Source organism: Saccharospirillum alexandrii, from assembly GCF_004000275.1.
In the GTDB taxonomy this organism is placed as follows: Bacteria; Pseudomonadota; Gammaproteobacteria; order Pseudomonadales; family Natronospirillaceae; genus Saccharospirillum; species Saccharospirillum alexandrii.
Genome location: NZ_RCIP01000003.1, coordinates 40456 through 66778 on the forward strand (window position 1 = coordinate 40456; position 26323 = coordinate 66778).

At 59.4% G+C, this 26323-nt stretch carries 24 protein-coding genes and 1 pseudogene; 14 read left to right on the top strand and 11 right to left on the bottom strand.

What is annotated here, in order from left to right:
- Positions 1–39 precede the first annotated feature (39 nt).
- The 8 genes from EP166_RS13810 (at position 40) to EP166_RS13845 (ending at position 7031) form a co-directional block, all read left to right on the top strand.
- Positions 40–606, top strand: coding sequence for a hypothetical protein (locus EP166_RS13810; RefSeq protein WP_127558092.1), 567 nt, complete (start codon positions 40–42; stop codon positions 604–606).
- 3 nt (positions 607–609) lie between these two features.
- A complete protein-coding gene (locus tag EP166_RS13815; RefSeq protein ID WP_127558094.1) occupies positions 610–1596 on the top strand; it encodes a hypothetical protein in 987 nt (328 codons plus the stop codon).
- Positions 1597–1641: 45 nt separating this feature from the next.
- Positions 1642–2283, top strand: a complete 642-nt coding sequence (locus EP166_RS13820; RefSeq protein ID WP_127558096.1) for a hypothetical protein — start codon at positions 1642–1644, stop codon at positions 2281–2283.
- Positions 2283–3482, top strand: a complete 1200-nt coding sequence (locus EP166_RS13825) for a PASTA domain-containing protein (protein ID WP_127558098.1) — start codon at positions 2283–2285, stop codon at positions 3480–3482. The genes EP166_RS13820 and EP166_RS13825 overlap by 1 nt, the downstream gene beginning before the upstream one ends.
- 230 nt (positions 3483–3712) lie before the next feature.
- Positions 3713–4393: a PASTA domain-containing protein gene (locus EP166_RS13830; protein WP_127558100.1), complete on the top strand. Its 681-nt coding sequence runs from the start codon at positions 3713–3715 to the stop codon at positions 4391–4393.
- A 77-nt stretch (positions 4394–4470) separates the two neighbouring features.
- Positions 4471–5478: an LLM class flavin-dependent oxidoreductase gene (locus EP166_RS13835; RefSeq protein WP_127558102.1), complete on the top strand. Its 1008-nt coding sequence runs from the start codon at positions 4471–4473 to the stop codon at positions 5476–5478.
- A gap of 44 nt (positions 5479–5522) precedes the next feature.
- A complete protein-coding gene (locus EP166_RS13840) occupies positions 5523–6602 on the top strand; it encodes an SDR family oxidoreductase (protein WP_127558104.1) in 1080 nt (359 codons plus the stop codon).
- 33 nt (positions 6603–6635) lie between these two features.
- Positions 6636–7031 (top strand): hypothetical protein, encoded by a 396-nt coding sequence (locus EP166_RS13845; protein ID WP_127558106.1) that lies wholly within the window; start codon positions 6636–6638, stop codon positions 7029–7031.
- A gap of 2 nt (positions 7032–7033) precedes the next feature.
- Here EP166_RS13845 and EP166_RS13850 read toward each other — a convergent pair whose 3' ends face one another.
- The gene (locus tag EP166_RS13850; protein ID WP_164743946.1) at positions 7034–8095 is read right to left on the bottom strand and encodes a GlxA family transcriptional regulator; all 1062 of its coding nucleotides are present in this window, start codon (positions 8093–8095) and stop codon (positions 7034–7036) included.
- A 102-nt stretch (positions 8096–8197) separates the two neighbouring features.
- Here EP166_RS13850 and EP166_RS13855 point away from each other — a divergent pair, with 102 nt between their 5' ends.
- Positions 8198–9157 carry an alpha/beta hydrolase gene (locus tag EP166_RS13855; protein WP_127558110.1) on the top strand — a complete coding sequence of 320 codons (960 nt, stop codon included), beginning with the start codon at positions 8198–8200 and terminating at the stop codon, positions 9155–9157.
- 7 nt (positions 9158–9164) lie between these two features.
- Here EP166_RS13855 and EP166_RS13860 read toward each other — a convergent pair whose 3' ends face one another.
- Complete coding sequence (locus EP166_RS13860; protein WP_127558112.1) at positions 9165–9827, bottom strand: SDR family oxidoreductase; 663 nt, start codon at positions 9825–9827, stop codon at positions 9165–9167.
- A 149-nt stretch (positions 9828–9976) separates the two neighbouring features.
- Positions 9977–11719 carry a GGDEF domain-containing protein gene (locus EP166_RS13865; protein WP_164743947.1) on the bottom strand — a complete coding sequence of 581 codons (1743 nt, stop codon included), beginning with the start codon at positions 11717–11719 and terminating at the stop codon, positions 9977–9979.
- 365 nt (positions 11720–12084) lie between these two features.
- On the opposite strand from EP166_RS13865, the gene EP166_RS13870 reads away from it, so the two are divergent.
- Positions 12085–12858 (top strand): YiiX/YebB-like N1pC/P60 family cysteine hydrolase, encoded by a 774-nt coding sequence (locus tag EP166_RS13870; RefSeq protein WP_220432583.1) that lies wholly within the window; start codon positions 12085–12087, stop codon positions 12856–12858.
- Between the two features lie 7 nt (positions 12859–12865).
- On the opposite strand, the gene EP166_RS13875 is transcribed toward EP166_RS13870, so the two are convergent.
- Positions 12866–13834 (bottom strand): NAD(P)-dependent alcohol dehydrogenase, encoded by a 969-nt coding sequence (locus tag EP166_RS13875; RefSeq protein WP_127558116.1) that lies wholly within the window; start codon positions 13832–13834, stop codon positions 12866–12868.
- A gap of 259 nt (positions 13835–14093) precedes the next feature.
- Between EP166_RS13875 and EP166_RS13880 the strand changes: the two genes are divergently transcribed.
- A complete protein-coding gene (locus EP166_RS13880) occupies positions 14094–15368 on the top strand; it encodes an efflux RND transporter periplasmic adaptor subunit (RefSeq protein WP_127558118.1) in 1275 nt (424 codons plus the stop codon).
- On the top strand, positions 15365–18457 hold the full coding sequence (locus EP166_RS13885) for an efflux RND transporter permease subunit (protein WP_127558120.1): 3093 nt from the start codon (positions 15365–15367) through the stop codon (positions 18455–18457). Before EP166_RS13880 ends, EP166_RS13885 begins: the two co-directional genes overlap by 4 nt.
- 11 nt (positions 18458–18468) lie before the next feature.
- On the opposite strand, the gene EP166_RS13890 is transcribed toward EP166_RS13885, so the two are convergent.
- From EP166_RS13890 to EP166_RS13910, 5 genes and pseudogenes are all read right to left on the bottom strand, one after another.
- The gene (locus EP166_RS13890; protein ID WP_127558122.1) at positions 18469–19338 is read right to left on the bottom strand and encodes an ATP-binding cassette domain-containing protein; all 870 of its coding nucleotides are present in this window, start codon (positions 19336–19338) and stop codon (positions 18469–18471) included.
- A 4-nt stretch (positions 19339–19342) separates the two neighbouring features.
- Positions 19343–20310 (bottom strand): annotated as a pseudogene (locus EP166_RS21520) (iron chelate uptake ABC transporter family permease subunit).
- Positions 20307–21281, bottom strand: coding sequence for a FecCD family ABC transporter permease (locus tag EP166_RS13900; RefSeq protein ID WP_164743948.1), 975 nt, complete (start codon positions 21279–21281; stop codon positions 20307–20309). The pseudogene EP166_RS21520 and the gene EP166_RS13900 overlap by 4 nt, the downstream one beginning before the upstream one ends.
- Positions 21282–21337: 56 nt before the next feature.
- The gene (locus tag EP166_RS13905) at positions 21338–22234 is read right to left on the bottom strand and encodes a Fe(3+) dicitrate ABC transporter substrate-binding protein (RefSeq protein ID WP_127558126.1); all 897 of its coding nucleotides are present in this window, start codon (positions 22232–22234) and stop codon (positions 21338–21340) included.
- A 366-nt stretch (positions 22235–22600) separates the two neighbouring features.
- On the bottom strand, positions 22601–23740 hold the full coding sequence (locus EP166_RS13910; protein WP_127558128.1) for a serine hydrolase domain-containing protein: 1140 nt from the start codon (positions 23738–23740) through the stop codon (positions 22601–22603).
- A gap of 130 nt (positions 23741–23870) precedes the next feature.
- Here EP166_RS13910 and EP166_RS13915 point away from each other — a divergent pair, with 130 nt between their 5' ends.
- Together EP166_RS13915 and EP166_RS13920 are read left to right on the top strand one after the other, a co-directional pair.
- The gene (locus EP166_RS13915) at positions 23871–24161 is read left to right on the top strand and encodes a hypothetical protein (protein WP_127558130.1); all 291 of its coding nucleotides are present in this window, start codon (positions 23871–23873) and stop codon (positions 24159–24161) included.
- Between the two features lie 52 nt (positions 24162–24213).
- The gene (locus EP166_RS13920) at positions 24214–24570 is read left to right on the top strand and encodes a winged helix-turn-helix domain-containing protein (RefSeq protein WP_181952724.1); all 357 of its coding nucleotides are present in this window, start codon (positions 24214–24216) and stop codon (positions 24568–24570) included.
- Here the strand turns inward: EP166_RS13920 and modC are convergent.
- Positions 24564–25625 (bottom strand): molybdenum ABC transporter ATP-binding protein, encoded by a 1062-nt coding sequence (gene modC, locus EP166_RS13925; RefSeq protein ID WP_127558132.1) that lies wholly within the window; start codon positions 25623–25625, stop codon positions 24564–24566. The genes EP166_RS13920 and modC overlap by 7 nt on opposite strands.
- The gene (modB, locus tag EP166_RS13930; RefSeq protein WP_220432586.1) at positions 25622–26320 is read right to left on the bottom strand and encodes a molybdate ABC transporter permease subunit; all 699 of its coding nucleotides are present in this window, start codon (positions 26318–26320) and stop codon (positions 25622–25624) included. Before modB ends, modC begins: the two co-directional genes overlap by 4 nt.
- Positions 26321–26323: the final 3 nt, after the last annotated feature.

Below are 26323 nucleotides of genomic sequence, written 5' to 3' on the forward strand. Positions count from 1 at the left end.
CCGCACGTTCTTTGCGGCCGACAGGCGGAGGGCTAACCCATGTCCATTGGCACCGAAATGCAAAACACGCCCTTCCCCGAGATGGTGCGAACGCTCGGGATCGGCATCGCAGAAGCCCAGTATGAACTCGATCTGGTCTCACTCAAGATCGCCCGGATGATGGCCGGCTACGCACCCGACCCGGAACCCGAAGACGGCGAACCCGCCCCCGCGCCAACCACACCACCGGAACGCAACATGCTGGTGAAGCTGGGCGATGGCAACGAGTACTCCCTGCTGGAACTCGGCTTCGTGCCCACCTTCTACCAATTTGTCGACACCCTGATTGAACTGAAGCTGTCGATTTCAATGTCACGCGAAACCAACTTCAAACGCTCGTCCACCAATGTGAATGCGTCGGTCAGCGGCAAGGTCGGTTTCTTTTCGGCCTCCGCTAAAATGAGCGTCAGTTCGGTGTCGGCCAGTTATTCCTCCAAATATCAGTACTCGGCGGAGGGCTCTTCGCTGATGCGCACCAAGCTGGTACCGGTTCCGGCCCCGGCGATACTGGAAGAGCGCATCCGCTCAATGATCGCCAGCACGCTGACAGACGCCGACGATGAGTGAACCATGACCCGACGGACCTGGCGCGACCTCGATCAGGATTCAAACGGCCGCTCAGCATCGTCCGCCGAGCCGGTGCCCGCACCGGCGGCGGTGACCAGTTCCCGCGGGGCGTCTGACTTGGCCGAGGCCGCCCGATTGGCCCCGAACAGTCAACTCAACCAGCTGTTAAACCGGCGCAATGAACTGGAATCCAAACTGCGCGGCCTGACCGGCGACTCGCAACAGGACCCGGCCATCAGCCAGCGATTTCCGGTCGCCAGCTTCGCCGAACGGCGCCAGCAGGAGCAGGACTGGGCCGCGCAACGGGCTGCTGCCCGGCAACGGCAGAGTGACCCTGTGCCGATGGGTGCGCCACGCGGCCGCCTTCCTGCGTCGCCACTCGAAGGCCGTATGGATGCCGGGTTACCGGGCCGCAGTGGCTTGAGTGAGGGGCCGGACAACCGCTTTGCCACAGCCAGCGATCAGGTTCGCTCTGGCTTGGGTCGCGTCGGCGACGCACTGACGCCACTGCAATCGGTTAGCCAGCCGATACGAAACGCCCGGCAGTCGGTCGACGGTGCACGTGATCAACTGCGCGATCTCGACCAGCAACTGGCCAGCGAAGGGGTATCTGAAGCAGACCGGGCCGAGCTGCGCAACACCCTGCAAAGCGACCGGCTCGACAAAACCAGCGCCGTTCTGAACCGCGCCCAGTCGGCACTTGATGCACCGCAACGGGCCGTCGAGCGCATTGAATCCGGCTGGCAAGCCCGTGAACAACGCCTGACTGGCGCCATGGATCGGTTTTCCAGCTACGCCGATCGTCGCGAACAGCGCCTGTCGCTCGACAGCGGTGGCTCCGGAGACCTGTTCGCTCGCATGCAGGCGAACCGACAGCGCGCCCTGGAACGACGGCGCGAACAACAACAGGCCGAACAACGCGATCAGCAGCGCCGGGAGCGGGCGCTGGCCAAACAGCGCGAACGATCACGGGAGCAGGACAGTGCCTGATACACCCTGGACGCCAACGTAACGGGCATCAATCGAGGTAGTTGAATGAGCGAAGGAAAATTCATTGCAGACACGCTGGAAAGCGTACTGGTCGGCATTGCCGAAAGTCTGCGCGAAGCCCAGGAGGAACTGAACAGCATCGCGCCACTCGACGGTTATGGACGGCCTGCCCCTCAATACCGCATACCGCATCTGGATTTCGAAGTGGGCTTTCAGCTCAAATCCGAAACCAAATCCAGTGGCGGTGTCCGCCTTATTTTTGCACCGGTTACCAGTGGTGAAGCGTCCAAAGAAGTGACCAGCCGCATTACCGGCCGGTTTGTGGCTGTACCTCCGGGTGAAGGGATGCCAGTCCCGCAGCTGGCCGCCGACGTTACCTCAGCGGGTAACCGCCGCACCGTGACATTCACCGCCACCACCAGTGCCGGCGAAGTACTGACCGGTGCCGACATTGAAGTGAACCTCGACCGGGAAGCCTCCATCGGCTTGTCCAAAGCCGCTGGCGTCAGTTCACCCCGGCTAACGGCGGTGTCGCTGAGCAGTGCCGTGGTGCAGACCGATGCGTCGGGTGTGGCAACCACAGAAGTGCAACTCGGCGGTGCGCTGCAAACCGCTGCCAGGGTCGTTCTGGTCGCAGAGCTCGGCTTTGAAACCCTGCGTCTGGTCATCGGCAAGGAGGTCAGCTGATGGGCAAAGTCGTCGCCACCGTTCACCTGCTGACCGATGAAGGCAAAGTCGCCGGAGGCCATACCCTGAGCCTGGAAGCCTACCAGTTGAAAAACCGTCGCTGGCAACCCGTTGCCAGAAGCAAAACCGACGCCGAAGGCAAGGCCACGCTGACCACCAACAACAGTGCCGTCAGCGACACCCTGGCCCCGGCGTTACGCCTGACGGAAGCCGGTTCACCGGCGCCGCGCGTCCTCGCCCATGGCGGTCTGATGCAATATGACACCCGTCAGCAAACCCTGTTTCTCGATTTCGGAAAAATCGAACGGCTGGAAGAAACCGCACACCGCTTGCAACACGTCGACAATCGCTTCGCCCGCACCAATGAATCGGTGGCCGGGGCACCGGTCGCGCCGCAGATTTCAACGCTGGCCGTCAACCGCCTGGTGATGGCCAACCCGACCTTAACCGCCAATCTAACCCGGGTCGATGTGGCCGGCGAACGGGCAAAACCAGCGGTTGAGGCCACCGACTTGAAGCTGGACCCGGCCGTCACCGCCACCCTGCTGAACACCAAAGAACTCGATACGCTCAAAGCCCGCGAAGTGCAGCTGAACGCCCAATTGCTGGATAAAAGCCGGGAATTTACGCTGACCAACGAACAACTCTCAACCGCCAAAAGCCGCATCAGCACCCTGGAAACCAACCTGTCGCAAACCGCGACCGAAAAGGAAGCGCTGGCCGCAAAAGTCAAACAACTGGAATCCACCACCCGTAAACCGGCCGCGATTGAAACGGTGCTGGTAGGCCTGGGCTCCAAGGTGAGCAGCTCCAATACCCGCATGAAAGCTGAGGCACTGCCTTACCGGCTGGGGAACGTGAAAATCGATTTGCGCGGGTCCATGTCGGACGACGGTAGTTCCATCGTCATGGGCGAAGCCGGTGGCGGCTTCAGCACCGAGCTGATCAGTGAGTCAGCCGATACCGGTGACACCAAAACGTCGGTCCCGGACGTCATCGGCCTGACGGAAAGTGCCGCTCGCCGGGTATTGCGATCGGTCGGGTTGCGCATGGCCAGCGCCCACCAGCAACTTGCCGAGGGCGCGGGCGTGCCCGGCCAGGCACTCAGCCAGCACCCGGCCCCCAGCAGCGAAGCGGAACACGGCAGCTCGGTCATGGTGGTGTTTGGCGAACGCAAACAAGAGGCTGCGCCGAGATGATCCTGATACAAGGGCCTTTCCAGTGCTTCGGAGTTCGCAGGCAAAGGACTAGCACCGGGTGCCAGGTAGGGCTATCGAGGGTGGTCCGCAGCAAGGATGCTGCGGTCCAGGCCCCATGGACGGGTTTACGCCGACCCTCGATAGCCCTACCTGGTGGCCGGTGCGGGCGACTGGCAACGTAACCAACCGCGAACTCCGAAACTCGAGTCATTAACAACAGGAGCACGTCCATGAAAAATTTGCGCTCACTGGTACAAGATGTAGTGGCCTCGCCACTGGGCGATGTCATTGCCTCGGTCGGCGAAGGCGTCGCAAGCGCGCAACAGGCACTCGATGACGGATCGCTGGCCGCCGTGCTCGAGCTGTACGCGGAGAATGACGACGCCAAAATGAAGCTGTTGCAGGACATCGGCTACCGACCCACCTTCTACGCCCTGCCGGACACAACCGGTGAAGTGCGGGTGGCCTTGCGCCTGGGCCAGGGGGCAGCCGGCGCGTCACAGGCGACCGCGGTTAAGAAAACACCGGTGCCGGCGGTTCGTGCGGCGCTTGGGCGGCAAGGGCTGAATACCAGCCGGAAGCTCTACGCCTCGCCGGTCGATGCCGGTTACACCAACCAGTACGGGTTCAGTGCTGACGTCAGTGCAAAGCTGACCTTCCGTATTGTACCCATCCCACCGCCCGACGGCGTCGACGAACTGCGCCTGGTGCCAAACCTGGTCACCGACCGGGACGGGAATCCACGCAGCCTGGCTGGTGCCCGCACGGTGCTCGAACAACTGGGCTTAAGGGCTGCGCTGGCTGACGATGAACAGGATGCCAATGACACCTCGCTCATCGCCAGCCAGGACCCCACCCCCGACAGTATTGCGCGTGCCGGTGATGAGATCCTGCTTACACTGGCACAGTGACTATCGACACCTTGTGACCGGCGGCTTACCCCTCATGTTGGGGGTATCATTCACTGACTACGCGCCCGGAGGCTCCAGTGACCGCCTATTCCATACTCGATCTGTCACCCGTTAACCAGGGCAGCACCGCCGGTGAGGCCCTGCACCGCTCCCGCGCCCTGGCGCAGCACGCCGAAAAAGTGGGCTACACCCGCTTCTGGATGGCCGAACACCACAACATGCCCGGCATTGCCAGCGCCGCGACGGCGGTGGCGCTCGGCTTTGTCGCCGAAGGCACCCAGCGCATCCGCATCGGTGCCGGTGGCGTCATGCTGCCCAATCACGCGCCTCTGACCATCGCCGAACAGTTCGGCACCCTGGCCGCCCTCTACCCGGACCGGGTGGACCTTGGCCTCGGCCGCGCGCCCGGCACCGATGGCGCCACCATGCGGGCCCTGCGCCGCAACCCAATGAACGCTGCCGATACCTTCCCGGACGATGTGCAGGAACTGCTGCACTACTTTGAAGCGGTGCAGCCGGGTCAGACGGTGCAGGCCGTGCCCGGCGCTGGCTTGAAAGTACCGGTCTGGTTGCTCGGCTCCAGCCTCTACAGTGCCCAGCTTGCCGCCGCACTCGGCCTGCCGTTCGCCTTCGCCTCGCACTTTGCGCCCGACCATCTCGATCAGGCCCTGGCCATTTACCGCGAACGCTTCAAGCCTTCCGAGTATCTGGATGCTCCCTACGCCATGGCGGCCGTGAATGTGTTTGCGGCCGACACCGAGCATCAGGCCCGGGTGCTGAAAACCTCGGTCGAACAGCAATTCATGGCGCTGCGTCGGGGCACACCGGGCCCTTTGAAACCCCCGGTCGAACCGGATCAGGTCGGCAGCCCGATTGAGCGCGCCCAGGTGGATCACGCTCTGGCTGAATCGGCCGTGGGCACACCCGGCCAGGTGGAAGCCTGGCTGCGCCGCTTCATTGACCGGACTGACGTCGACGAAATCATCTTTACCGGCCAGATGTTCGACGACAAGGCGCGGTTCAAATCGTTCGACATAGCGGCCGATGCGATGCGAGCCATCGCCGCCACCCAGGTGGCCGTATAACCTTAAGCCCCTATTCTCCCAATAATCGATCAGGAACCCATGATATGACCGACGCCCTAACGATAGACCCGAACCAGTCCGCACTGGTGACCGGCGCCACCGGCTACGTCGCCGGCTGGATTGTGAAAAACCTGCTCGACGCCGGCGTCACCGTGCACGCCGCCGTGCGCGACCCGGACAACGCCGATAAGGTCGCACACCTCAAACAACTGGAACAGGAAGCCCCAGGCACGTTGAAACTGTTCAAAGCCGATTTACTCGATCCGGGCTCCTATACCGACGCCATGGCCGGTTGCTCCGTCGTGTTCCATACCGCATCGCCGTTCATTCTGTCGTTCGATGATGCTCAGAAAGACCTGATCGAGCCCGCCCGCCAGGGCACCCTGAACGTGCTCGACAGCGTGAATAAGACCGAAAGCGTCAAACGCGTGGTACTGACCAGCAGCTGCGCGGCCATCTATGGCGACAATATCGACCTGGAAACCTCAGGCAAGCCGGCGCTGGATGAAACCGACTGGAACCGGACATCATCACTGACCCACCAGCCGTACTCCTACTCCAAGACCCTGGCCGAACAGGCCGCCTGGAAAACCGTGGAACGGCAGTCGCGCTGGGATCTGGTCACCATTAATCCCTCCCTGGTACTGGGGCCGGGCATCAACCCGCGCAGTACCTCGGCCTCGCTCGGCATGTTCAAACAATTTGCCAGTGGTCAGCTCAAGGCGGGCGTTCCGGCCTTCTACATTGCCGCTGTCGATGTGCGTGACGTGGCCGATGCACACATCAAGGCCGCTTTCACACCGCAGGCGAAAGGCCGCTACATTGTCTCCGGTCACGACAGCAGCTTTATCGAATTTGCGGAGATCATGCGCAGAGAATTTGGCGATGGGTACGGCTTTCCGAAGCGCATTCTGCCCAAACCGCTGGTCTGGCTGGTCGGGCCACTGGCCGACAAGGCCATGACCCGGGCCATGGTCAGTCGCAATGTCGGCCACCCGATCCGGTTTGACCACAGCAAGAGTGAGCGTGAGCTGGGCGTGCAGTACCGGCCACTGCAGGAATCAATCACCGATTTCTTTAACCAGTTGCTGGAAACCGGCCAGATTCCTAAGGCCAGCGGCTAACCTGGCAAGACAACGGCATGAGAGGAGTGTGTTATGAAAGGTTGTCTCACCGTGAGCCTCACTGCACTGGTGACCCTGTTCAGCACGAGCCTGGCGTTCGGTGAAACAGACGCCGAACAACGCCACCCGGATGTGATCGACGTCCGTGTCAGCGCCACAGGTGACAACCGGTTCACCTTTCAGGTGACACTGTCATCACCCTACGACACGCCCCAGCGATACGCCGATGCGTTAAGGGTAATGACCGATGAGGGCGACACCCTGGGCGTGCGTGAACTGCTGCACGACCACGCCAGCGAACAGCCGTTCACCCGAAGCCTTTCCGGTGTCTCCATCGCGCCCGGCATTACCCGGGTGGTCGTTCAGGGGCGCGATCAGGAATATGGCTACGGTGGCCAGACCATGACGGTCTCACTGCCCGACCGTTGACTTCATGGCATTGCCTGCACATCGGTTATATCGGGCGTCGCTGGATTACCACCGGGCCGAAAGCCGAACTGATCCCGGTATTTCTCCATGGTCATGCCCAGTTCGCGTTTAAACAGACGACGAAAGTTGCTTTCGTCCTGGTAGCCGACATCGAGCGCAATCCGGGCCGACGTTAGCCGACTGTTTTCCAACAACTGACAGGCACGCTTCAAGCGCTCTTTTTGCAAGTACTTCAGTGGCGACACGCCCGTCGCCTGCTGAAACCGCCGTTTGAACTGCCGGCTGCTGATGTTCAGTTGCTCTGCTGCCAGCTCCATATTGACCGGGTCGTGCAGGGACTCCCGAAACCGTGCCTGTGCCAGACGCACCAGTTCATCGTTATGCGGTTTATCATCATCCGTTGCACTGAAGGCCGTCGGCGGCGTCGGGAAACGATCAACCTGCATCATTTTGGCTCCTGTCAGCGCCAGATCCCGGCTGCCCACTTTTTCCGCCAGGTGCAACACCAGTTGATACGTCGTTTGAGCACCGCCCGTGGTACAGATGATGCGACCATAATCAGCCAGTACAGAACGCGTATCCACTCTCAGCCGGGGAAACAGCTGGCGGAAATTCAACTCACTGCGCCAGTGCATCAACGCCGGACAATGCTCAAACAAGCCCGCGGCCGCCAGCAAAAACGAACCGGTGCAGCAACTGGCAACCCGCCCTCCGCGCTCATAGTGAGCGGCAACGACATCGACCATCGGCTGCAACTGCGCCAGCGCACTCTCAATCCTGGACTGACGGGAAATCGCATCGTAAATAGACGGCACCACCCATAGCTGCTCGTCCAGTGGTGTACGGGTATCGGCATAGGCCTGGTGTATCGAACAGTCGGGCATCAGCGTCATGCCGTTAAAGGGTGTTACCGCCTGGCCATCCATCGAGGCGGTGACCCATTCGAACAAAGGCTGTTCGCCGCCCGCTTTCAGGTGACAGTAGTTGAGCGTGATCAAACCATCGATCAGGCTCATGGCCATTGAGCCCACACAGCGCTCAGTTAACAGAATCACAACCTTCATGACTTTGTCCATTTTCGCCAGCATTAGGGCAAATATGACACTTATGCACCGGGGTCGCAAGGCGCACACTCGCTGAACACTCACCCCGTCAGGAGACTCATCATGACGCTGCGACCCGAGCTGTCACACCCGGCCGAGCCCCATTCACCCCCGGCAAACATCGTGCTCCAACATGCCGAACCGGGTCGAGTACCCGCCAGCTACCGGGCCCTGGCTGCAGGCCTGAACCTGATTGGCCGGGTATCACCCACGCTCTCGGCCCGCGTTCTTCAGACACTCTGGTTTAGACCGGTTCATGGCCGACCAGGGCAGCGAACACAGGCGTTCTGGCAAAGCGCCGAGCGTCGCCACTGCCTGATAACCGATATCGACGGTATCGACCTTCACTTTTGGGGCAACCCTGACGCACCGCTGATTTTAGGGGTCCACGGATGGCGCGGCACTGGCGCTCAATTCCGGCACCTGGTGCCAGGTCTGGTTGAGGAGGGCTATCAGGTGTGTCTGTTCGACATGCCCGCACACGGCATGAACCGTACCCGCTTTACCCATGTTTTCGAGTTTATGCAGGTACTGCTGTCAATTCAGGGCCAGCTCGGTCGCCCGGCTGGCGTCATCGCTCACTCGCTGGGTTGCCAGGCGGTGGTGCAAGCTGTTTCACAAGGCTTTGAGCCCGGGCATCTTGCCTTCATTGCTCCAGGAATAAACATGGATGCTATTCTGGACCGGTTTTGCCAATCACTCGGCTTAAGCAGCAACGTACACAAGCGGTTCAAAACCAGGCTGGGGACACAGTCGATTCCGCTCAGCCAAGCCTGGATTGGCACACGCGAAACCCTCTATGAACGTCTCTCCCATCAGGTCGCCCGCCAGTACCTGAACCATCCCGGATTGCTGATCGCCGATGATCAGGATGAAGAAATACGCTGGCAGGATTTCCAGTCGATTACCGGGTACTGGCCACAGGCCGAAACCAGCTTCAGTTCCGGGCTGGGCCACTATCGGATTTTAAAGGATGAGGCGGTTGTGCACCGTGTAGCCGCGTATTTCGGGCGACAGCTGTAACGCGGCCTTACCAGGGTAACGCATCACCGTTGCTGTGCCAGAACGACCCGGTGTTTTCCAGTGTCAGCCCGTCGATGCGTGCCGCCAGCCCGGCAGCGGCTTCCTCGGGCGTAATGAAACCGCCAAAGTTAACCATCCGGGTTTTAACATAGCCGGGATGCAACAACACTACCGCAATCCCTCTGGCTTTAAGGTCAATCGAGAGCGACTTGCCGAAAGCGTTCAGGGCGGCTTTCGACGCCCGATAACCGTAACGGCCACCGGAATCGTTATCGGCGATGGACCCCATTCGGCTGGTGATTAACGCGATTTTACCACCCGCCGCCATGTTGGGCAGCAAGGATTCGGTGACTCGCAACGGTGCGTAGGCGTTGATTTCCATCTGGCCACGAATGGAATCAAAATCAATCGACCCGAGTTGCTCGTCTTGCAACAGGCCGGCGTTGTTGATCAGCAGATCAATCTGTTCGCCGGACACTGCCGACACCAGCCTTTCCACGTTGGTGACCTGAGTAACATCGATGCCCTGTACGACCTTCTTCGCTACCGACTCGAGCTCGGACGACGTCTGTCGGCAAACGCCAATCACCTGCCAGCCATTCGCAGCATAGTGACGGGCCAGTTCCAGACCAATCCCTCGATTGGCACCTGTAATCAGTACCTGTTTCATCGTTGCTCTCCGTAATTCAACATGAATGTGACGTGTACGGGTCAGTGATCACGACGGTCCTTCATTGTATCGTTGATAGCCTGCTATTCCAGCCCACCCAGTGACGGCTGGCCTGCCCGCGATATCGTGCTTCTGTGCTCGCCCCGGTATCAGACCAACTCGGCATCAACAACGACCCGATCACGCCCCTGCGACTTGGCCCGGTACAACGCCTGGTCAGCGCGATGAATGAGCGTATCCTTCTCGTCTGCCGACTTGAGCAGCGTGATACCCGCACTGAGGCTACAGCGCAACGGCTGCCCTTGTTCATTGTGCACCTCAACCCTTGAGAAATGAGCACACACCCGCTCAACAATGCCCGTAGCTTCTTCCAGGGAGCGAACTTTCAGCAATAATGAAAACTCCTCGCCACCAATTCGAAAACCCTGATCCCGATCCCGATCCCGGATGTTGTGCTGAATAATGCGTCCAAGCTGCGCGAGCACACGGTCACCGGTCAAATGTCCATGCTGATCATTGAACGCCTTGAAGTGATCGACGTCGAGAATAGCGCACGCCCAGACCTCCTCATCGTCGAGCGGTTGAATCACCACTTCGTTCAGCCGATCATGGTAATACCGTTGATTGTACAAACCCGTCAGCGCATCGGTTTTACTCAGCTTGTCCAGCTTGTGGTTTTCTTTCCTGATGCTTTGGAACCGTAACCCGAGCGCATAGGACATCAGCACCATTTCGATTGCCATTGCAATCAACACATTCATGCCTTTTGGAAATTCAACGCCCAGGATTCTCGGTTGGAACCCGAGTGATAGCAGAATGATCCCCACCCCCAGAGAGCCCCAGGCCAATACAAATGGCAGCGCGAACCGATAGCCTTTCACGGCGAGTTGAATCGTTGGGACAACAACGATAAGTGCAGCCAATCCGGCCAGAACATACTGCAACTGATGCAGCAGAACGAATGTTAGCTCATCACTGACGCCATAACTGGCAACCCCCAGCAACAAGTTGCTGCCCGACACAACAAGCACCATCCGCCCCTGCCATTGGTTTTGTAAATGCAAGCGCAGGAAAACAAAGGTAAACAGGGCCCCGGCCATGTTGGCCAGCCCTGCCGACAAGTTTGGCGTCACCAGGCTGTAATAAGCAAGGCCAAAGGGTTTGTTCAGAAAAAGCATGTACCCGAGTACTTGCGACAGCCAGAGCACCATGCCTGTCGCGTAGGCGACGTACAATAAATACGCTTTATCCCTGAGGAAAAAATACAACACCAGGTTATATCCGATCAGCCCCAGTACCGAGCCGACAAGCAAGGAGATCAAGGCGACCCGGACACTGGTCTGCTGTGCGCTGGCGTGTGCAGATTGCCACAGCAGTGTCGCCCCAAGCGGCAGCTTACCGGAGACTTCCAGCCAGAGTGGCCGACCGGTATCGATGTCCTCAGGGATGAGAAAATTGGACATGGTGGTGCCCTGAGTAGAGGCGACTGGGCCGTGGAGCGTATCTTCCAGCGCCCGATAGTCCGCCTGTCCTTCAACGACGACGGGTACATGCAGGATGATCCGAGTCAGATGCATCACATCCTGAGTGCTCAATACCCAGGACCTATGCCGCAACGCGTCATCCTCAAAGGAAACCCGAAAGGCCAGCCATTGTGTTTCATTGCTTTTGGTCGTTTTAACCAGATCGGTAAATCCGGACTGTGCGATCAGACCCCGATTAAGAGCCCCTTGGGCACTGGCTGGGTCGGTGACTGCGTCATTCTGTTTCAGTAGGGTTACGAATGGGGCAATAGCGATGTTGTCAGAATCGGAGCTGACCTGAAGGGAATCTGACGCCAGGGCTGTCTCTACCGACAAAACGAGACTGCAAAACACACTGAAAACCAACATACACCGCGTCACAACGGTATGCGGCCTGTCCAACCAACAGGGTGCAAGAGACTTCATGTTTTATCGGCTTCCTTCCTGCAATAAAGGCAGTCTACCTCCCTTTTTTACAGTGATCGACCTTTCGGCACCATTAAATGGAGACTCAGACCCTCCTTCTTAGGCCGTCTCAACGGTACTGAGAGCAGTTCATGATAGATCTCCGGCGCCGGCTCGCTTACCTTTGCGATGTACCGCGCCAACCCTGAGAAGGGAGTGCCGTTGATTGAGCGCTGCTCTGGTACAACTTTCTGGACATATACCCGGGCCGGTCAGATTGATCCACTGCAACCAGCTCCAGTCGTTAATATTACCTTGCAGGAGTAGACATGATGCAATCCATTGGCCGAATGATGGCCGCTTACCTCAGTCGAGGTAACCCCAAGAATCAGTCTGTTGAAACCAGCGCCCTGGTTGCCGTGCTACCCGCACTGAAACGGGCCGATGTGTTACTGGTTGAAGGCAACAGCAAAATAAGCCAGGGCATCAAATACCTGACTCAATCAACCTGGTCGCACGCTGCGCTCTACATTGGCGATACTTTGCTACCAGGAAGCCAGGGTTCACCGACGCCTGCACTGATCGAGGCCGATGTGCACGACGGTGTGCGGCTGGTTCCGGTTAGCCGTTATGCGAGTTTCCATACCCGTATCTGCCGGCCTGTAGGGCTGAGCGACGACGATGTAGATCGGCTGATCGCGTACGCCATGCAACACCTCGGGCACCAGTATGATTTAAAAAACATTATCGATCTGGTTCGCTACCTCTTGCCTACGCCACCGGTGCCACAACACTGGCGGCGTCGCATGATCGCGCTGGGCAGTGGCGACCCGACCCGGGCGATCTGTTCCTCTCTCATTGCCAAAGCCTTCCAGCATGTTCACTACCCCATCCTGCCAGACATAGAACACATTGACCGTCAGAACCCGGGGTGCATTCGCTGCCGCGACGAAATACTGCATATTCGCCACCACAGTCTGTTTACCCCACGGGATTTTGATGTATCGCCTTTTTTCCAGATCATCAAACCCCGAATTGCCGCCGGCTTTGATCCGTACCGGATAACCTGGTCTCATGAGCCATCAGCAGCGCCCCGTGAATAAGGTCAGACTACCCTACACGGATCACAATCTTGCCCAGGTGATCAGCCCGACCAAACCGAGTCATGGCAACGGGCACGTCGGCTAGCGAAAAAGGTCCGTCGATAATGCAGTTCAAGGCACCGGATTCGAACAAATTATTGAGCGTGTCCAGCCCCTGGTTTGGTTTCAGTGCCAGTAACTTCAACTGCTTGCTCGTCACCTTGCGAATAACCGGCCCCACACAAAACAGCTGTAACAGTTTTGGCAAATATCCACCAACCGATACGTAACGCCCGCCGGGTTCCAGTGCATTCAGATACCGCCAGGGCGAGTGCGTAGTCTTGGCATCCAGCACCAGATCGTAGCGTTGTCCGTGCCGGGTAAAGTCTGTTTCTTCGTAGTCGAGCGCGTCATCAAAACCCATCGCATTCAGTGCGCCGAGTTTTGATGCTTTATCCACACCGGTTACCCTGCAACCATAGGCTTTTGCAATACCCAGGCCTATTGCACCTACACCGCCGCCAGCGCCATTAATCAGAACCCGTTCCCCGTGTCGGATAGCACCTGCCCCGACAAGGCCCTGCAAGGCAAGCAGCCCGGCATGGGGCAAGGCAGCCGCCTGCTCGAATGTCATGTTGGCCGTCATCGGGTGCACAGCCTTTTCCGGAACGCTGACGTATTCAGCAAAGCCGCTAAACCCCGCCTCCGACAAATCGCCATATACCCGGTCGCCGAGGGCAAAACGCGTAACACCTTCTCCCAGTGCCTCAACAACACCCGCGACTTCCGTTCCCAGAATCGTTATTTTGGGTTTAAATGGCCCGGAGAATAAACGCATCAGATGAGGCTGGCCACGCAAGAGCGTCCAGTCCCAATCATTAATGGCAGTGGCATGCACTTTAACCCGCACCTGGCCTCTGCCGGCAATGGGCACAGGTTGTTCCCGCAGCTGCATCACGTCAGGCGTGCCGTAGCGATGGTAAATGATGGCTTTCATAGCATCTGGCGGCTCCTAAGCTGATCACTCCGTTCTATAACGCAACGGTGCGGAGGTCAACGTTAGCGCCCAAAGAAGTGACGATCAGCCAACGCAAACCAGGGTCAACCAAACCGCCACCCCGTGTGAACGGTTATTCATTATCCAAAAGTCACAGACTGTAATATGACCGCTGGCACTGTGACGACCTGGCAAAACGCTGAACACTTTGCGTTTTGAATAACAACAGCCCAACCAAGGGGCGACAAGGAGAGTAGCAATGAAAACCTGGCAGACGCTGTTAGTAAGCGCCGCTATTTTGGCGGCGGCCGGGACGGCCGTTGGAATCATGATGAACCAGACACCCGAGCCGGAAAAAACCGAAGCGACGGAAACCGAGTGGCGTATTGAAAGCGTTCGGGCTGAACCCGGTTTTTATCACCCCGAAATTCGCCTGGTTGGTCAACTTGAAGCGGCGCGTCAGCTTACCGTGACAACACCGCTGAGTGCCGACATTATTGAACTGAATGTAACGGAAGGCAGCCGGGTTGAATCCGGAGACCTGCTGCTGCGTCTGGATGATTTCGATAGCCGCCAGCAACGCCAACAGGCCGAAGCTGACCTTGCCGATATCACCTCTCAACTTGACATCCGCCAACTGCAACACGCTCAGGAAACCCGAGCTCTGGCGGTTGCCTCCGCCGAACTCGAACAACTGCAGTCGCGCCTGACCCAGCAGCAACGGCTGGCCGAACGCGGACTCGCCCCCCAGCAACAACTGGAAGACCTTCAACAGCAAGTCGACCACCAGCAATTGAGTGTCTTGCAACACCGAACCGTCGTCGACAGTCATCCCGCCGAGCAAGCCCGACTGAATGCCAGCCGCACCAAGCTGCAGCTCAATCTGGACCGTGCGCAACGTACGCTGGACGATACCGTTATTAGAGCGCCTTTTGCCGGCCGCATAGCCAGCGTAGCGGTACGACAGGGCCAAACCACCCAGCCGGGCCAGGCATTGCTCACTCTGTATTCTGATGACGCCCTGCAATTGAAAGTCCAACTCCCCCACGCCCTGGCCGGAGAAGAACAGGCACTGGGTGCCACGCTGACGCAAGGCAATCGCGAAACAAAGCTTCAGTTCGATCGCGCCCAGGCCCAGCTGAACGCCAGCCAAAGCGGCTTTACCGCCTGGTTCCACTTGACCGACGCCTCTGGCTGGCTGCCGGGTGGCTATGCCCGAGCCACGGTGCAACTGCCGGCCAGGTTCAGTTACCGGGTACCGGAAGGCGCAGTTTTTCAGGATGGCTGGCTGTACCGCATTACCGACGAGCGCCGCCTGCAGGCTGAAGCGGTCGACATCCTGGGCATCAACCAGGAAGGCGATAAGCGCTTTCTGGTGGTTCATGGGCCCGACCTCACGGGTGAGCTGCGTCTGCTGACCACCCGCCTGAGCAACCCCATTACCGGCATGCGTGTTTACGAGCCCGGCGTCGACCCGGACCCGGATCCCAAGGCTGAGTCTGAAGCGGCGGAACCAGGCGGGGTAAATTTATGACAACGCACAACAACCAGGGCCTGTTGGCCTATTTCAGTCAGCACCGGGTCGCCGCCAACCTCATCATGATTGTTGTTGTACTGTTTGGCTTAATGGCGCTCAGCCGGTTGCCGACCCAGTTAATGCCCGACTACAGCTTGCCGGGCATTGAAGTCTCGACCCCCTGGCCGGAAGCCAACGCCCAGGCGGTTGAAACCTACCTGACCACACCGCTGGAACAGGCTTTTCGGCAACTGGATGACGTGGAAGAAGTCTGGTCCTGGTCGAGCCAGGGTCACAGCCAGATCATTGTGCGTTATACGATGGACGCCGACATGGACAGCGCCCTGTCGGACATGTCTGGCCTGCTGAGTGGCTTTAACGACCTGCCCGAAGGTGCCGAGACACCCAATCACCAGCAAGTGGTCGAAAAAGAAGCGGTATTCTCGCTGCTTATACGCTCTTCCGGGCCACTGAACGAATTGCGCCCACTGGTCCACGATTTCAAAAACGACTTAATGTCGCGAGGCATTGCGGACATCGACGTGCGGGGGTTTCCCGATCAGGAAATCGCCATTGATGTTCCCCTCGAACGGCTGCTGGCCAGTGGCCAGTCACTGAACGACATCGCCCACCAGATTCGTACCGTCAACCGCGATGACAGCGCCGGCCAGGTTGGAACCGATTTCTCCCGAGCTTCGGTCATCAGCCAACGCCGCGCCGATGGTGCCATCGCGTTAACCGACCTGCCGCTCGCCAGCCAGCAACCGTTATCGACTCTGGCGGAGGTGAACCGTCAGGTTGCCCCCGGCGCTCGCCATTATGTGCTCGAAGGACAGTCCGTCGCCCGGATGCTGATTTACCGTTCCGATCATCTCGACAGCCTCGACACCAGCGAGATCATCTACACCTGGCTCGATGACGTTCGTCCCGACTTGCCGGTCGGCACCGACATCGTGGTCTGGTGGGACATGTCGGAATTCGTGCAGGGCAACATGGACATGCTGTTGCAAAACAGCCTGATGGGCCTGGTGCTGGTGGTCGTCATTCTGTTCGTTTTCCTGAACCGGCGCGTAGCCTGGTGGACCGCCATGGGCATCCCGGTGTCAGTGCTGGGCACACTGATTCTACTCTACTTCACCGGCGGCTCGATGAACTTCCTGTCGATGTTCGCCTTCCTGATGGCGCTTGGCATTATTGTCGACGACGCCATCGTCGTCGGCGAAGAAACCGTTACCCAAATGGAAAAAGGTCTACCCCCGGACGAAGCCACCCGGGTTGCCGCCAAACGGATGTTTGGCCCGGTCATGGCCAGTTCGCTAACCACCATCGCCGCCTTTTTCCCCCTGTTGCTGGTACCAGGCCCGTTCGGAGAACTGCTGCGCCCGATACCCGTGGTAATCATCAGCGTCATTGTCGCTTCGCTGATCGAATGCTTCCTGATTTTACCCGGCCACCTGAACCACAGCTTTCACGGGCACAACCCAAAGCGCAGCCGTTTTCGCCTGTATATGGACACAAAGATCCACCACCTGCGCGAGCACTACTACCGCCCCTTCGTCACCTTTGGCATCCGCAACCGGTCAGTAACGCTGAGCCTGGCCGTCGGGCTTTTTGCAGTGGCCATCGGTCTGCCGCTTTCCGGCCTGGTGCCGGTCACCGATATGAACAACATCGAAGACAACATGGTGACGGCTTACATCGAGTTCTACGATGGCACCGAGGAGTCAGTAATCGACGAATACACCGCCCAGGCAAAAACCGCTCTGGCCGAGACCGAAACGGCCCTGGGCAACGGCCAGCCAATCATCGATCAGGTGTATGAGATTTACAGCGCCGACGAAGGGTTTACCCAGGTTCAGGCCAGGCTGGTCGACCGCGATAATCGCCCTGTCTCTAACGGCGATTTTCTGAAAGCCTGGGGCGAGCGCATTGAGACCGGGCCCGAAGTTTCCTATCTGTCGACGGAAAATGAGAGCGGAGGTGGCCAGTCGACGCTGACCTTCTTTCTTGCCGGACGCAGCCTTACGGATCTCAAACAGGGCGCGGAAGAATTAAAAACTCGCCTCGAAGATTACAGCGGGCTCGCCAATGTCCGCGACACCCTGCCCTGGGGCGATGAACAACGGCTCTATGAACTAAACGCCACCGGCCGCGGCCTGGGGTTAACCGAGCCCGATATCGCCGCCCAGATCCGCCAGGCGTTCATGGGCATCGAAGCCCAATCCTTTACCGAATACGGCCAGGACATCCCGGTCATGGTTCGGCTGGCCCAGGCCGATCGAGATGCCCCAGGCGCTCTGTATGACCTGCCAATACGCACCGGCGAAGGCCACTATGTGCGCCTGGCTGACGTCGTTGATTTTCGAACCGAACGCGAACTCAATTCCATATTTCACAACAACGGCCAACTGGGTGTGGAAGTAAAAGCCGACGTGCTCGGCGAAGACGCTAACCTGGCTGACATTGCCAATGACATTCGCGCACAGGAGCTGCAACCCATTCTCGACCGTTACGGACTGACGGCCGAGATTCAGGGCAGCGCCCAGGACATTCAGGAAATGCAGCAGAACCTGATCTTCGCCGCCCTCGGTGGGTTCGCCCTGATCTACTTCATACTGGTGTGGATGTTCGGCAGTTACAGCTGGCCGCTGGCGGTCATGTCGGCCATACCACTCGGGATGACCGGGGCTATTCTCGGGCACTGGCTGCTCGGCTATGAACTGACGTTCCTGTCGTTCTTCGGCTTGTTTGGCCTGGGCGGCATCATCATCAACGACGCCATTATTCTGATTAACCGCTACCAGGAAATTCGCGTTGAACAACCGGAACTCGACTCAAGACTGGCTATTATCGAAGCCAGTTGCCAGCGCTTTCGCGCCGTCATGCTGACGTCAATCACCACCGTAGCCGGGCTGATACCCATTCTTATGGCTGACTCAGTGCAGGCGCAGCTGGTGAAAAGCATGGCCACTTCGCTGGCCTTCGGGCTCGCCTATGGCACCCTACTGGTGCTGGTTGTCATTCCCGCTACCCTGACGTTCATTGAATCGGCCAACCACCGGCGCCAGCAATTTTCAGGCTGGGTGAAGCGACGCGTTGTATCCTAGGGGTTGAGCGGTTAGCTGCGAGCCGTTAGCGCACAACTCGCAGCTCGCAACTCAACCCCCTCACCCGCCGGGTTAGGGCGAGCCGACGCGGGTCGCTTCACTCGCGGCACGCACAAAGGCGTACCGCTTTCCGGGTCGGGGACAATGCGTGCATCCAAACCGAACACCTCGGCCAACAAGGGCTCGGATATGACGGCTTCCGGTTTGCCCTGGGCCATAATCTGGCCTTCTTTCATGACGACCAGCTCGTCTGCGAAGCGGCAGGCCTGATTCAGATCATGCAGCACAGTGATCACAGTCCGCCCTTCGCCGATCAGTTCCCGCACCAATTCCAACAGGTCATACTGGTGTGCCAGATCCAGGTAGGTGGTGGGCTCGTCGAGCAACACAATGCCGGTGTCCTGTGCCAGGATCATCGCCATCCAGACTCGTTGGCGCTGGCCGCCGGAAAGCTGTGCGACCGGCCTGGCCGCCAGTCCGGTCACATCCATCCGCGTCATAGCCTGACGGACCCGCTCACGATCGTGCTCCCTGAGCTGACCGAAGGCATTGAGGTGGGGCGACCGGCCATAGGCGACCAGATCAAACACTCGAATGCCTTCCGGTACCAGGGGTGTCTGTGGCAACAGGGCGATGCGGCGGGCGATGGCTTTGGTACTCAGGCCGTTCAAAGTGGTGCCGTCTTGAAGCACGACTTGCCCGTGTTGTGGCGTCAGCAAGTGCGCCAGGCTTTTTAGCAGTGTCGATTTGCCACAGCCATTCGGGCCGACCAGCGCAGTCAGGCGGCCCTGGCCGAGGCTAAGAGTCAAGCGGTCGATAATGATGCGCTGGTCATAACCGACAGTCAGGTTCTGGACATGGAAAGCAGGAGGCAAAGTCATGGCATCACCAGTGTTTGTAGCGGGTGATCAGAAAAACGAAATAGGGCGCGCCAATAAAGGCTGTGACAATACCGGCCGGCAGTTCGATCGGCGGCATCAGAATCCGGGCGAACAGGTCGGCACTGACCATCAGAATCGCGCCCAGCAGCAGGCAAACCGGGATCAGCGGCAGATGCCGGTGCCCGACCATAAAGCGAGCCATGTGCGGCGCCACCAAGCCAACGAAGCTGATGGCGCCGCACACCGATACGGATGCACTGGCCAGCGCCACGGCGGTCACCAGAGCCAGCAGCCGCAACCGACCGACACGGGTACCCAGACTGGTGGCGGCTTCGTCGCCCAGATCGAGTAGATCGAGCCGATAGGCGATAAAGGCGGCGACGGGAATCAGCACCGCCAGCCAGGGAGCAATCAATGGCAGGTGCGACCCCAGACAGAACCGGTCAGCCAGATCAACGACGAATTAATTTCCAAAGGATACAGCGTCAGCAAAAAATCGATAGCAGCAGCGAAAAGGGCCGAGAGGGCCACGCCGACCAGTGCCAGTGAGGCCGGCTGGTTCAACACTGGCCGCGCCAGCCAAAGCAGGCAACCGAGGCTGGCAAAACCACCCGCCAGTGCGACGAACGGGACCCAGACGACAGAGGCGCCGGTCCACACAATGGAGAAACCGACGACGGCCAGGCTGGCGCCACCGGTTACACCCAGAATGTCGGGCGAAGCCAGGGGGTTGCGCACCACCCCCTGCACCAGCAGCCCGGACAACGCCAAAGCAGCACCGACCAGCGCGGCGATGAATAACCGCGGCATGCGATAGCCGTAGAGAATGAATTCATAGTCGGACTGGCCATGCACCAACGTCTGCCACAGCTCCGGTAGTGATATCTTTACCGCGCCAAACCCCAGATGCCAGGCAGCAAAGACGAGGAGTACCATCAGCAGGGTCACGGACGTGGGCAACCAGCGGGTCATCCCATGACCTCCAGGGTTTTCCGTCGTGCCAGGAACAGAAAGAAGCCTGCACCAAGGAGGGTAGTCAGGATGCCGACCGGGCTGTCGTTTGGAAAACGCAGACCACGCGCCAGTGTATCGGCTACCAGCAGCAGGATGGCGCCAAGCAGGGCGCAGGCCGGTACCAGCAATCGATAATCCGTCCCGATCAGGGCACGGGCGATGTGCGGCACCATCAGGCCGACAAAACCAATCGGGCCAGCGACGCAGACCGCCGCGGCGACCAGCAGAACCACCACCAGACTGCCCAGCCAGCGCACTTGCCGAATACCACCGCCCAGGTTCTGCATGCGCTCTTCACCCAGGCGCAGCAGGTTCAACGGTTGGCTCAGCCACAGCGCACCGGCAAGCCCCAGTAGCGTCCAGGGCACTACCAACTGGACGTCATCGAACGTGACGTTGCCAAGGCTGCCGGTCAGCCAGTGAAACACTCCGTAGGCGTTTTCATCGGCAAGGATAACCGCCCCCCGGGTCATGGAGAGAAACAGGAAGTTCAACGCGACGCCTGCCAGAATCACCCGAACAGGATGAATGGGCGTACGGTGCAAACCGCCAAGAAAGAACACCAGCACACCGGCCAGGCCCGCGCCGCAAAAGGTCACCAGCAGCAGTGGCAAGGCGGCCACCCAGGCGATCAGACCCGTCGCGGAGACGGCGAACGCCAGCGCCGCGCCGGCGCTGACACCAAACACCGATGGCGATGCCAGGGGGTTCCGGGTCATACCCTGCATCACCAGGCCGGCAACGGCCAGGGCCGCACCGACAAAGGTTGCAGCCAGGGCGCGCGGCAGGCGCAGTGACGCGATCACCTGATGGTTCAGATTGGCAGGGTCGAACGCGACTGCCAGGGTGACAACATCCCGCAAGCGGAGATCAAACTGAGAATGGCTGGTCAGGGCCAGGCCAAACGCCACCAACAGAACCGGGACCAACGCTCCGATCCGCCACAAGGGTGAAACGGCTCGCCTGACTGGCAAGGCTAGCGTCATTACTGAGCGGCCGTAGAGGTACCCAGCATCTCAACCAACTCTGCAGCCATGATTTCCGCCGAGATCATGCCCCGGTTGAGTGACCAGAGGCGCGGGTCGGTCTCGACGTAATGATCGTTCTTTACCGCGGTAATAACAGACCACAGCGGGTTTTGTTTGTAGGTATCAACAGCGGTCTGATCGCCGTACTCACCCACCAGAAAATAATCCGGGTTGGCCTGAACCAGACGCTCGAGCGTAATCTGGATGTAGGCTTGCTCGGTCTCTTCCGGGATGGGGCTGTTCAGCCCAAGACGTGCAATAACACCCCCGGCATAGGCACGCGGACCGTGCAACCAAACCCCCTTCTCGCTCGATACCGCGAATTGCACGGTGGCCTGGCTGTTCACCTGGGCGGCATACGCATCCATGGTCGCGTTGTGCTGCGCGATGCGCTCCGCCATGGCCTCTTCCTGACCGAAAGCCTGGGCGACTTTCATCACCGCATTCAGATTGTCTTCGTAGGTTTCACCACGGCTTTTCAGAATCAGGGTGGGTGCAATGCGCTGCAGGTCTTCATAAACAGCGGCGTGGCGCTCGACATCGGCAATGATCAAATCGGGTTCGAGCGAGGCGATGACTTCCAGGCTTGGCTGGGAACGAGACCCCAGGGATGTCCACTCATTCAGCTTGGCACGGATCGGATCGATCACCCGGGTCGCGTCGCCATCGTCGGCTACGCCAACCGGTGACACGCCCAGCGTCGCCAGCGCATCAACGAAAGAAAACTCCAGCGCCACCACCCGTTCAGGAGGGGCGGGCAAAACAACATCGCCCAACTCGCCAGCCACCCGGACTTCCGCCAGGGAAACGCCGGACAGCATCAATACAAGGAATAGAGACAGTACGCGTAGCATGGGTGGCACTCCTGATAGATGAAGCGCGGATGGTAGATAACCCCTCCTGCAAATGCAAATCATAATCATTAGTGAGGGTATAACCCCTCATCACTCTCGCTGATGTTGTTCATCACGCCTTGAGAATCTTCGCCAAACAAGACCGGGGTCCGATGCATAGGTTGATCACCATTACCTCGCGACGCTCTCGACTGGCTGGGGCTAGCCTTATCGGTGCATTGCTCTGGTTCACAGCCAGGGTATTCATGAGTAATCAGTAGCAACCCCGGGTCCCGCCCTGACCCGGGGGCATACACCTTGCCTAGGAGGCAGCATTTCGCTCATGCTGTGAGATAAGCGTCTGGCTGTAAGCCGCTAACTCGCAGCTCATAACCCTGTTCCAAGACTCCGCGCCACCCATGCCCAGGCCAGAGCGTCTGCACGGGGTACATTGCCTTCATTGAACACCATGGCGACCACGGTATCCCGCTCGGGAACCAGCACCAGCAAGCTGTACCACATAGTGTTGGAGCCGTTGTGCCAGAGCAGAGGCCCGGTGTCAGCGTTGCCCTCACGCAGCACCCAGCCAAAGGCGTAGTTCTCGAGAACCGGTCGGTGCAGGCGCTGATAACTGCCGGCACTCAGCAGAGTGCCTTCGCCACGCTCACCACGCAGGTGCTCATAGCCATAACGCGCCAGGTCTTCGACCGTCATATGCACGGTACCGGCCGGGCCGATGATGGCATTGTTGTCTGCTGCCTCACCGGCCGCCAGGGTGAGGCCCAGCAGATGTCGGTGGCCGCGTGGCTCAGTGAGTGATCCCCCGTTACTCCGGGGTGGCCCAAAGCCGGCACTGCCTAGATCCAGCGGCGCGAACAACCGCTCGCGCATGGCTTGCTCCCAGGGCTGACCAGTTAGGGTTTCTATCACGACGCCAGCGAGGGTATACCCCACATTAGAGTACTCGAACCCGGAGCCAGGCGTGGATTTCGGTGGCTTTTTCAACACCTCCATTACCGCCTGCCGGCGTGCAGCCGGGCGCTCTGCTTCTTCGGGTGATGACGTCATATTGACCCGTAGAGAGAAGTTGGCCGGCAAGCCGGCGGTATGGCTAAGCACCTGCGCCAACGTCAGCCCTTCCCAGCCCGGGTGCGCTGTGTCGGCCATGCCCATAACAGGCAGCAGCGGTGTTTCCCAGCCGATGTCACCGGCCTCTACCAAACCGGCCAGTACCGTCGCCGTCATCGACTTGGTGATCGAACCAAGGTGCCAGCGATCGGTCACGGTGATCGCAACGCCAGCCCCTTTCTTGCGGTCACCGGCGGCGCCGAGGTATCGAACCTCGCCGCCCTGAATGACGACGGCCGCCATGCCGACCAGGCCAGTCTCAGCCTGTTGCTGCTGTAGCCAGACATCGTCCATACCGTACTCTTTCTCCTCGGCCAGGCTGCTCGCTGGCCAGTGCAAAAACAGCATCAGGCCAACCGATAGCGTGATTCGATGATGTTGACGAGTGACCTTGTTCATTGCAATCACTGAGGTTACCTTGGGGGGCTCTGATGGAGCCGTGACGTCGATGTAAACCAGACGCTTGGCTGCGCCAATGACCGGAAGTCATCATTGTGAAACCATAGCCAAAACCTGAGAGAACGCCGGGATGTCACTCCAAAAAATATCGGGCCTGCTTATTACACTCTGCCTGTTGGCCACAACCGTGCTGGCAGGGTGCGCAACCGCCCCAACGGCTGCCCGGGACAACGACGATAACCTGCTCGGGCAAGACGTTCGCCTGGTGTATCAGCAGTGGGGAGAACCCGAGTACCGCTCCAATGCGACCACTGACGAACAGCAGCTTCATATCTGGGACGTCCATGGCTGCAAGCACAACATCACCACCCGGCCCAATGGCACCATTATTGGTTATGCCATAACCGGCAATTGCCCATAATCAGCCAGGGCCAATCCAGCCCGATCGATCAACATTCACAGGAGCTCACTGCGTGACAACAGCGCCCCGTTTCAGCCTGAAATTGCGCCTGCATCAGGGCGACGCCATCGCGCTTGGCCCGGGTAAAATTGAGCTGCTCGAAGCGCTGCACACCACCGGCTCCATCAGCTCGGCGGCGCGCAGTATGAAGATGAGCTATCGCCGAGCCTGGCTGCTGATCGATACCATGAACACGTGCTTTAAGGCACCGCTGGTCGGCACCGCCAAAGGCGGTAAAGGCGGTGGCGGAGCCCATCTAACGGAACTGGGTGAACAAGTGCTCAGGCATTACCAGCAAATGGAGCAGACCGCCCTGCACAGTATTGAAACGGACGTTGCTGCGCTTATGGCACACCTGAAACCTCAGTGAACGGCAATGCCTTTGATCAGGGCGTGCACCCGGTCTCCCGGTTTCAAGGCCAATTGCCGGCGTGAGCGTTCGGTAATGCGCGACAGCAGCACCTGCTTGCCCAACTTCAGCGCTATTAGCACATGACCCGGATGCGGGTCTGACTCCAGCGCCTCTATCTGAACTTCCAGGCAATTCAGCACGCTGCTGTCGGTCGCCGGTACAAGGCTGATCGTCACATCCCGGGCCGCCACGCTCAACCGCACCCGGGTGCCACGAGCCTGGCTCAATTGGGAGACCCAGACTGACTGGCCTTCGCACACCACCTCGGTCAGGTGGTCGGCCTCATCCTGGTGGGTGACAACGCCTTCCAACAGAGCTTGTGCGCCCTGCTGATGCGCCAGCGGCATATCGAGCCGGGTGAGCACCCGGGCTACCGGGCCCTGGGTCAGCACCCGGCCGTCATCCATCAGAACCAACTGGTCAGCCAGCCGCAACACTTCCTCCTGGCTGTGGCTGACATACACCACGGGCAACGCCAGGCTGCGATGCAGTTGCTCCAGATAGGGCAGTATCTCAGCCTTGCTGTCACTGTCGAGCGAGGCCAGGGGTTCATCCATCAACAACAGATCTGGGCTTGTCAGCAAGGCCCTGCCCAGCGCCACACGCTGGCGCTGGCCACCGGAGAGCTGATCCGGGTAGCGATTCAGCAAGGGGCCCAGTCCCAGCAATTCGATGGTCGTCTGCCACTCAACGCGCCGATGCGACGGCGCTACTCGCCGCCAGCCATAGCGCAGATTGCGCTCCACAGTCAGGTGGGCAAAGAGGCTGGCTTCCTGAAACACATAGCCCAGAGAACGCCGGTGCGTCGCCAGGCTCTGAACACCTGCTTGCCAGACTTCACCGGCCACGTCCAACTGCCCCCAGGCATCTGGCTCAAGCCCCGCCATGCAACGCAGCAGGCTGGTTTTACCGCAACCAGAGCGACCAAAAACGGCGGTAATGCCCCGTTCGGCCAGGTCAAAGGCTGCATCCAGTGTGAAGCCCCCCCGTTTAAGCTGAAAACGGACCTTCATTGCGCCACCCCTACCAGACGAAAGCGCCGGTTCAGGGCGTAGACGGCCAGCAACAGCGAGAACGCCAGCACCAGCAAGACCAGCGAGAGGCCATGAGCCGCGCCGTAGTCGAGCGCTTCGACGTGGTTGTAGATGGCGATGGACGCCACCTGTGTCTGGCCGGGAATACTGCCGCCAATCATCAGCAGCACACCGAATTCACCCAGAGTATGGGCAAAAGACAGCACAAAGGCGGTAAGAAAGCCGCGCCGTGTCAGCGGCAACACCACAGACAGAAAACGATCGACAGGCCCGGCACGCAAAGTTGCGGCGGCTTCGAGCGGCCGGCTGCCCAGGCTTTGAAAAGCATTCTGCAGCGGTTGCACCACAAACGGCAGGGAATAGACCATCGACCCGATGACCAGACCGGTAAAGCTGAACGCCAGATGGGTAAGCCCAATCGACTCCAGCGCCCCGCCTATGGCGCCCCTCGGGCCCAGCAATATCAGCAGATAAAAACCGATCACCGTCGGTGGTAACACCAGCGGCAATGCCACCAGCGCTTCAATCAGCACCTTGGCCCGGCTTGGAGTAAACGCCAGCCACCAGGCCAGGGGTACGCAGAGCACCAGCAGCAGAAGCGTGCTGGTCAGGGCGAGCCTGAGTGTCAGCAACAAGGCAATCCAGTCTGTCTCGGCGATGCCGGCTATCATCATCTC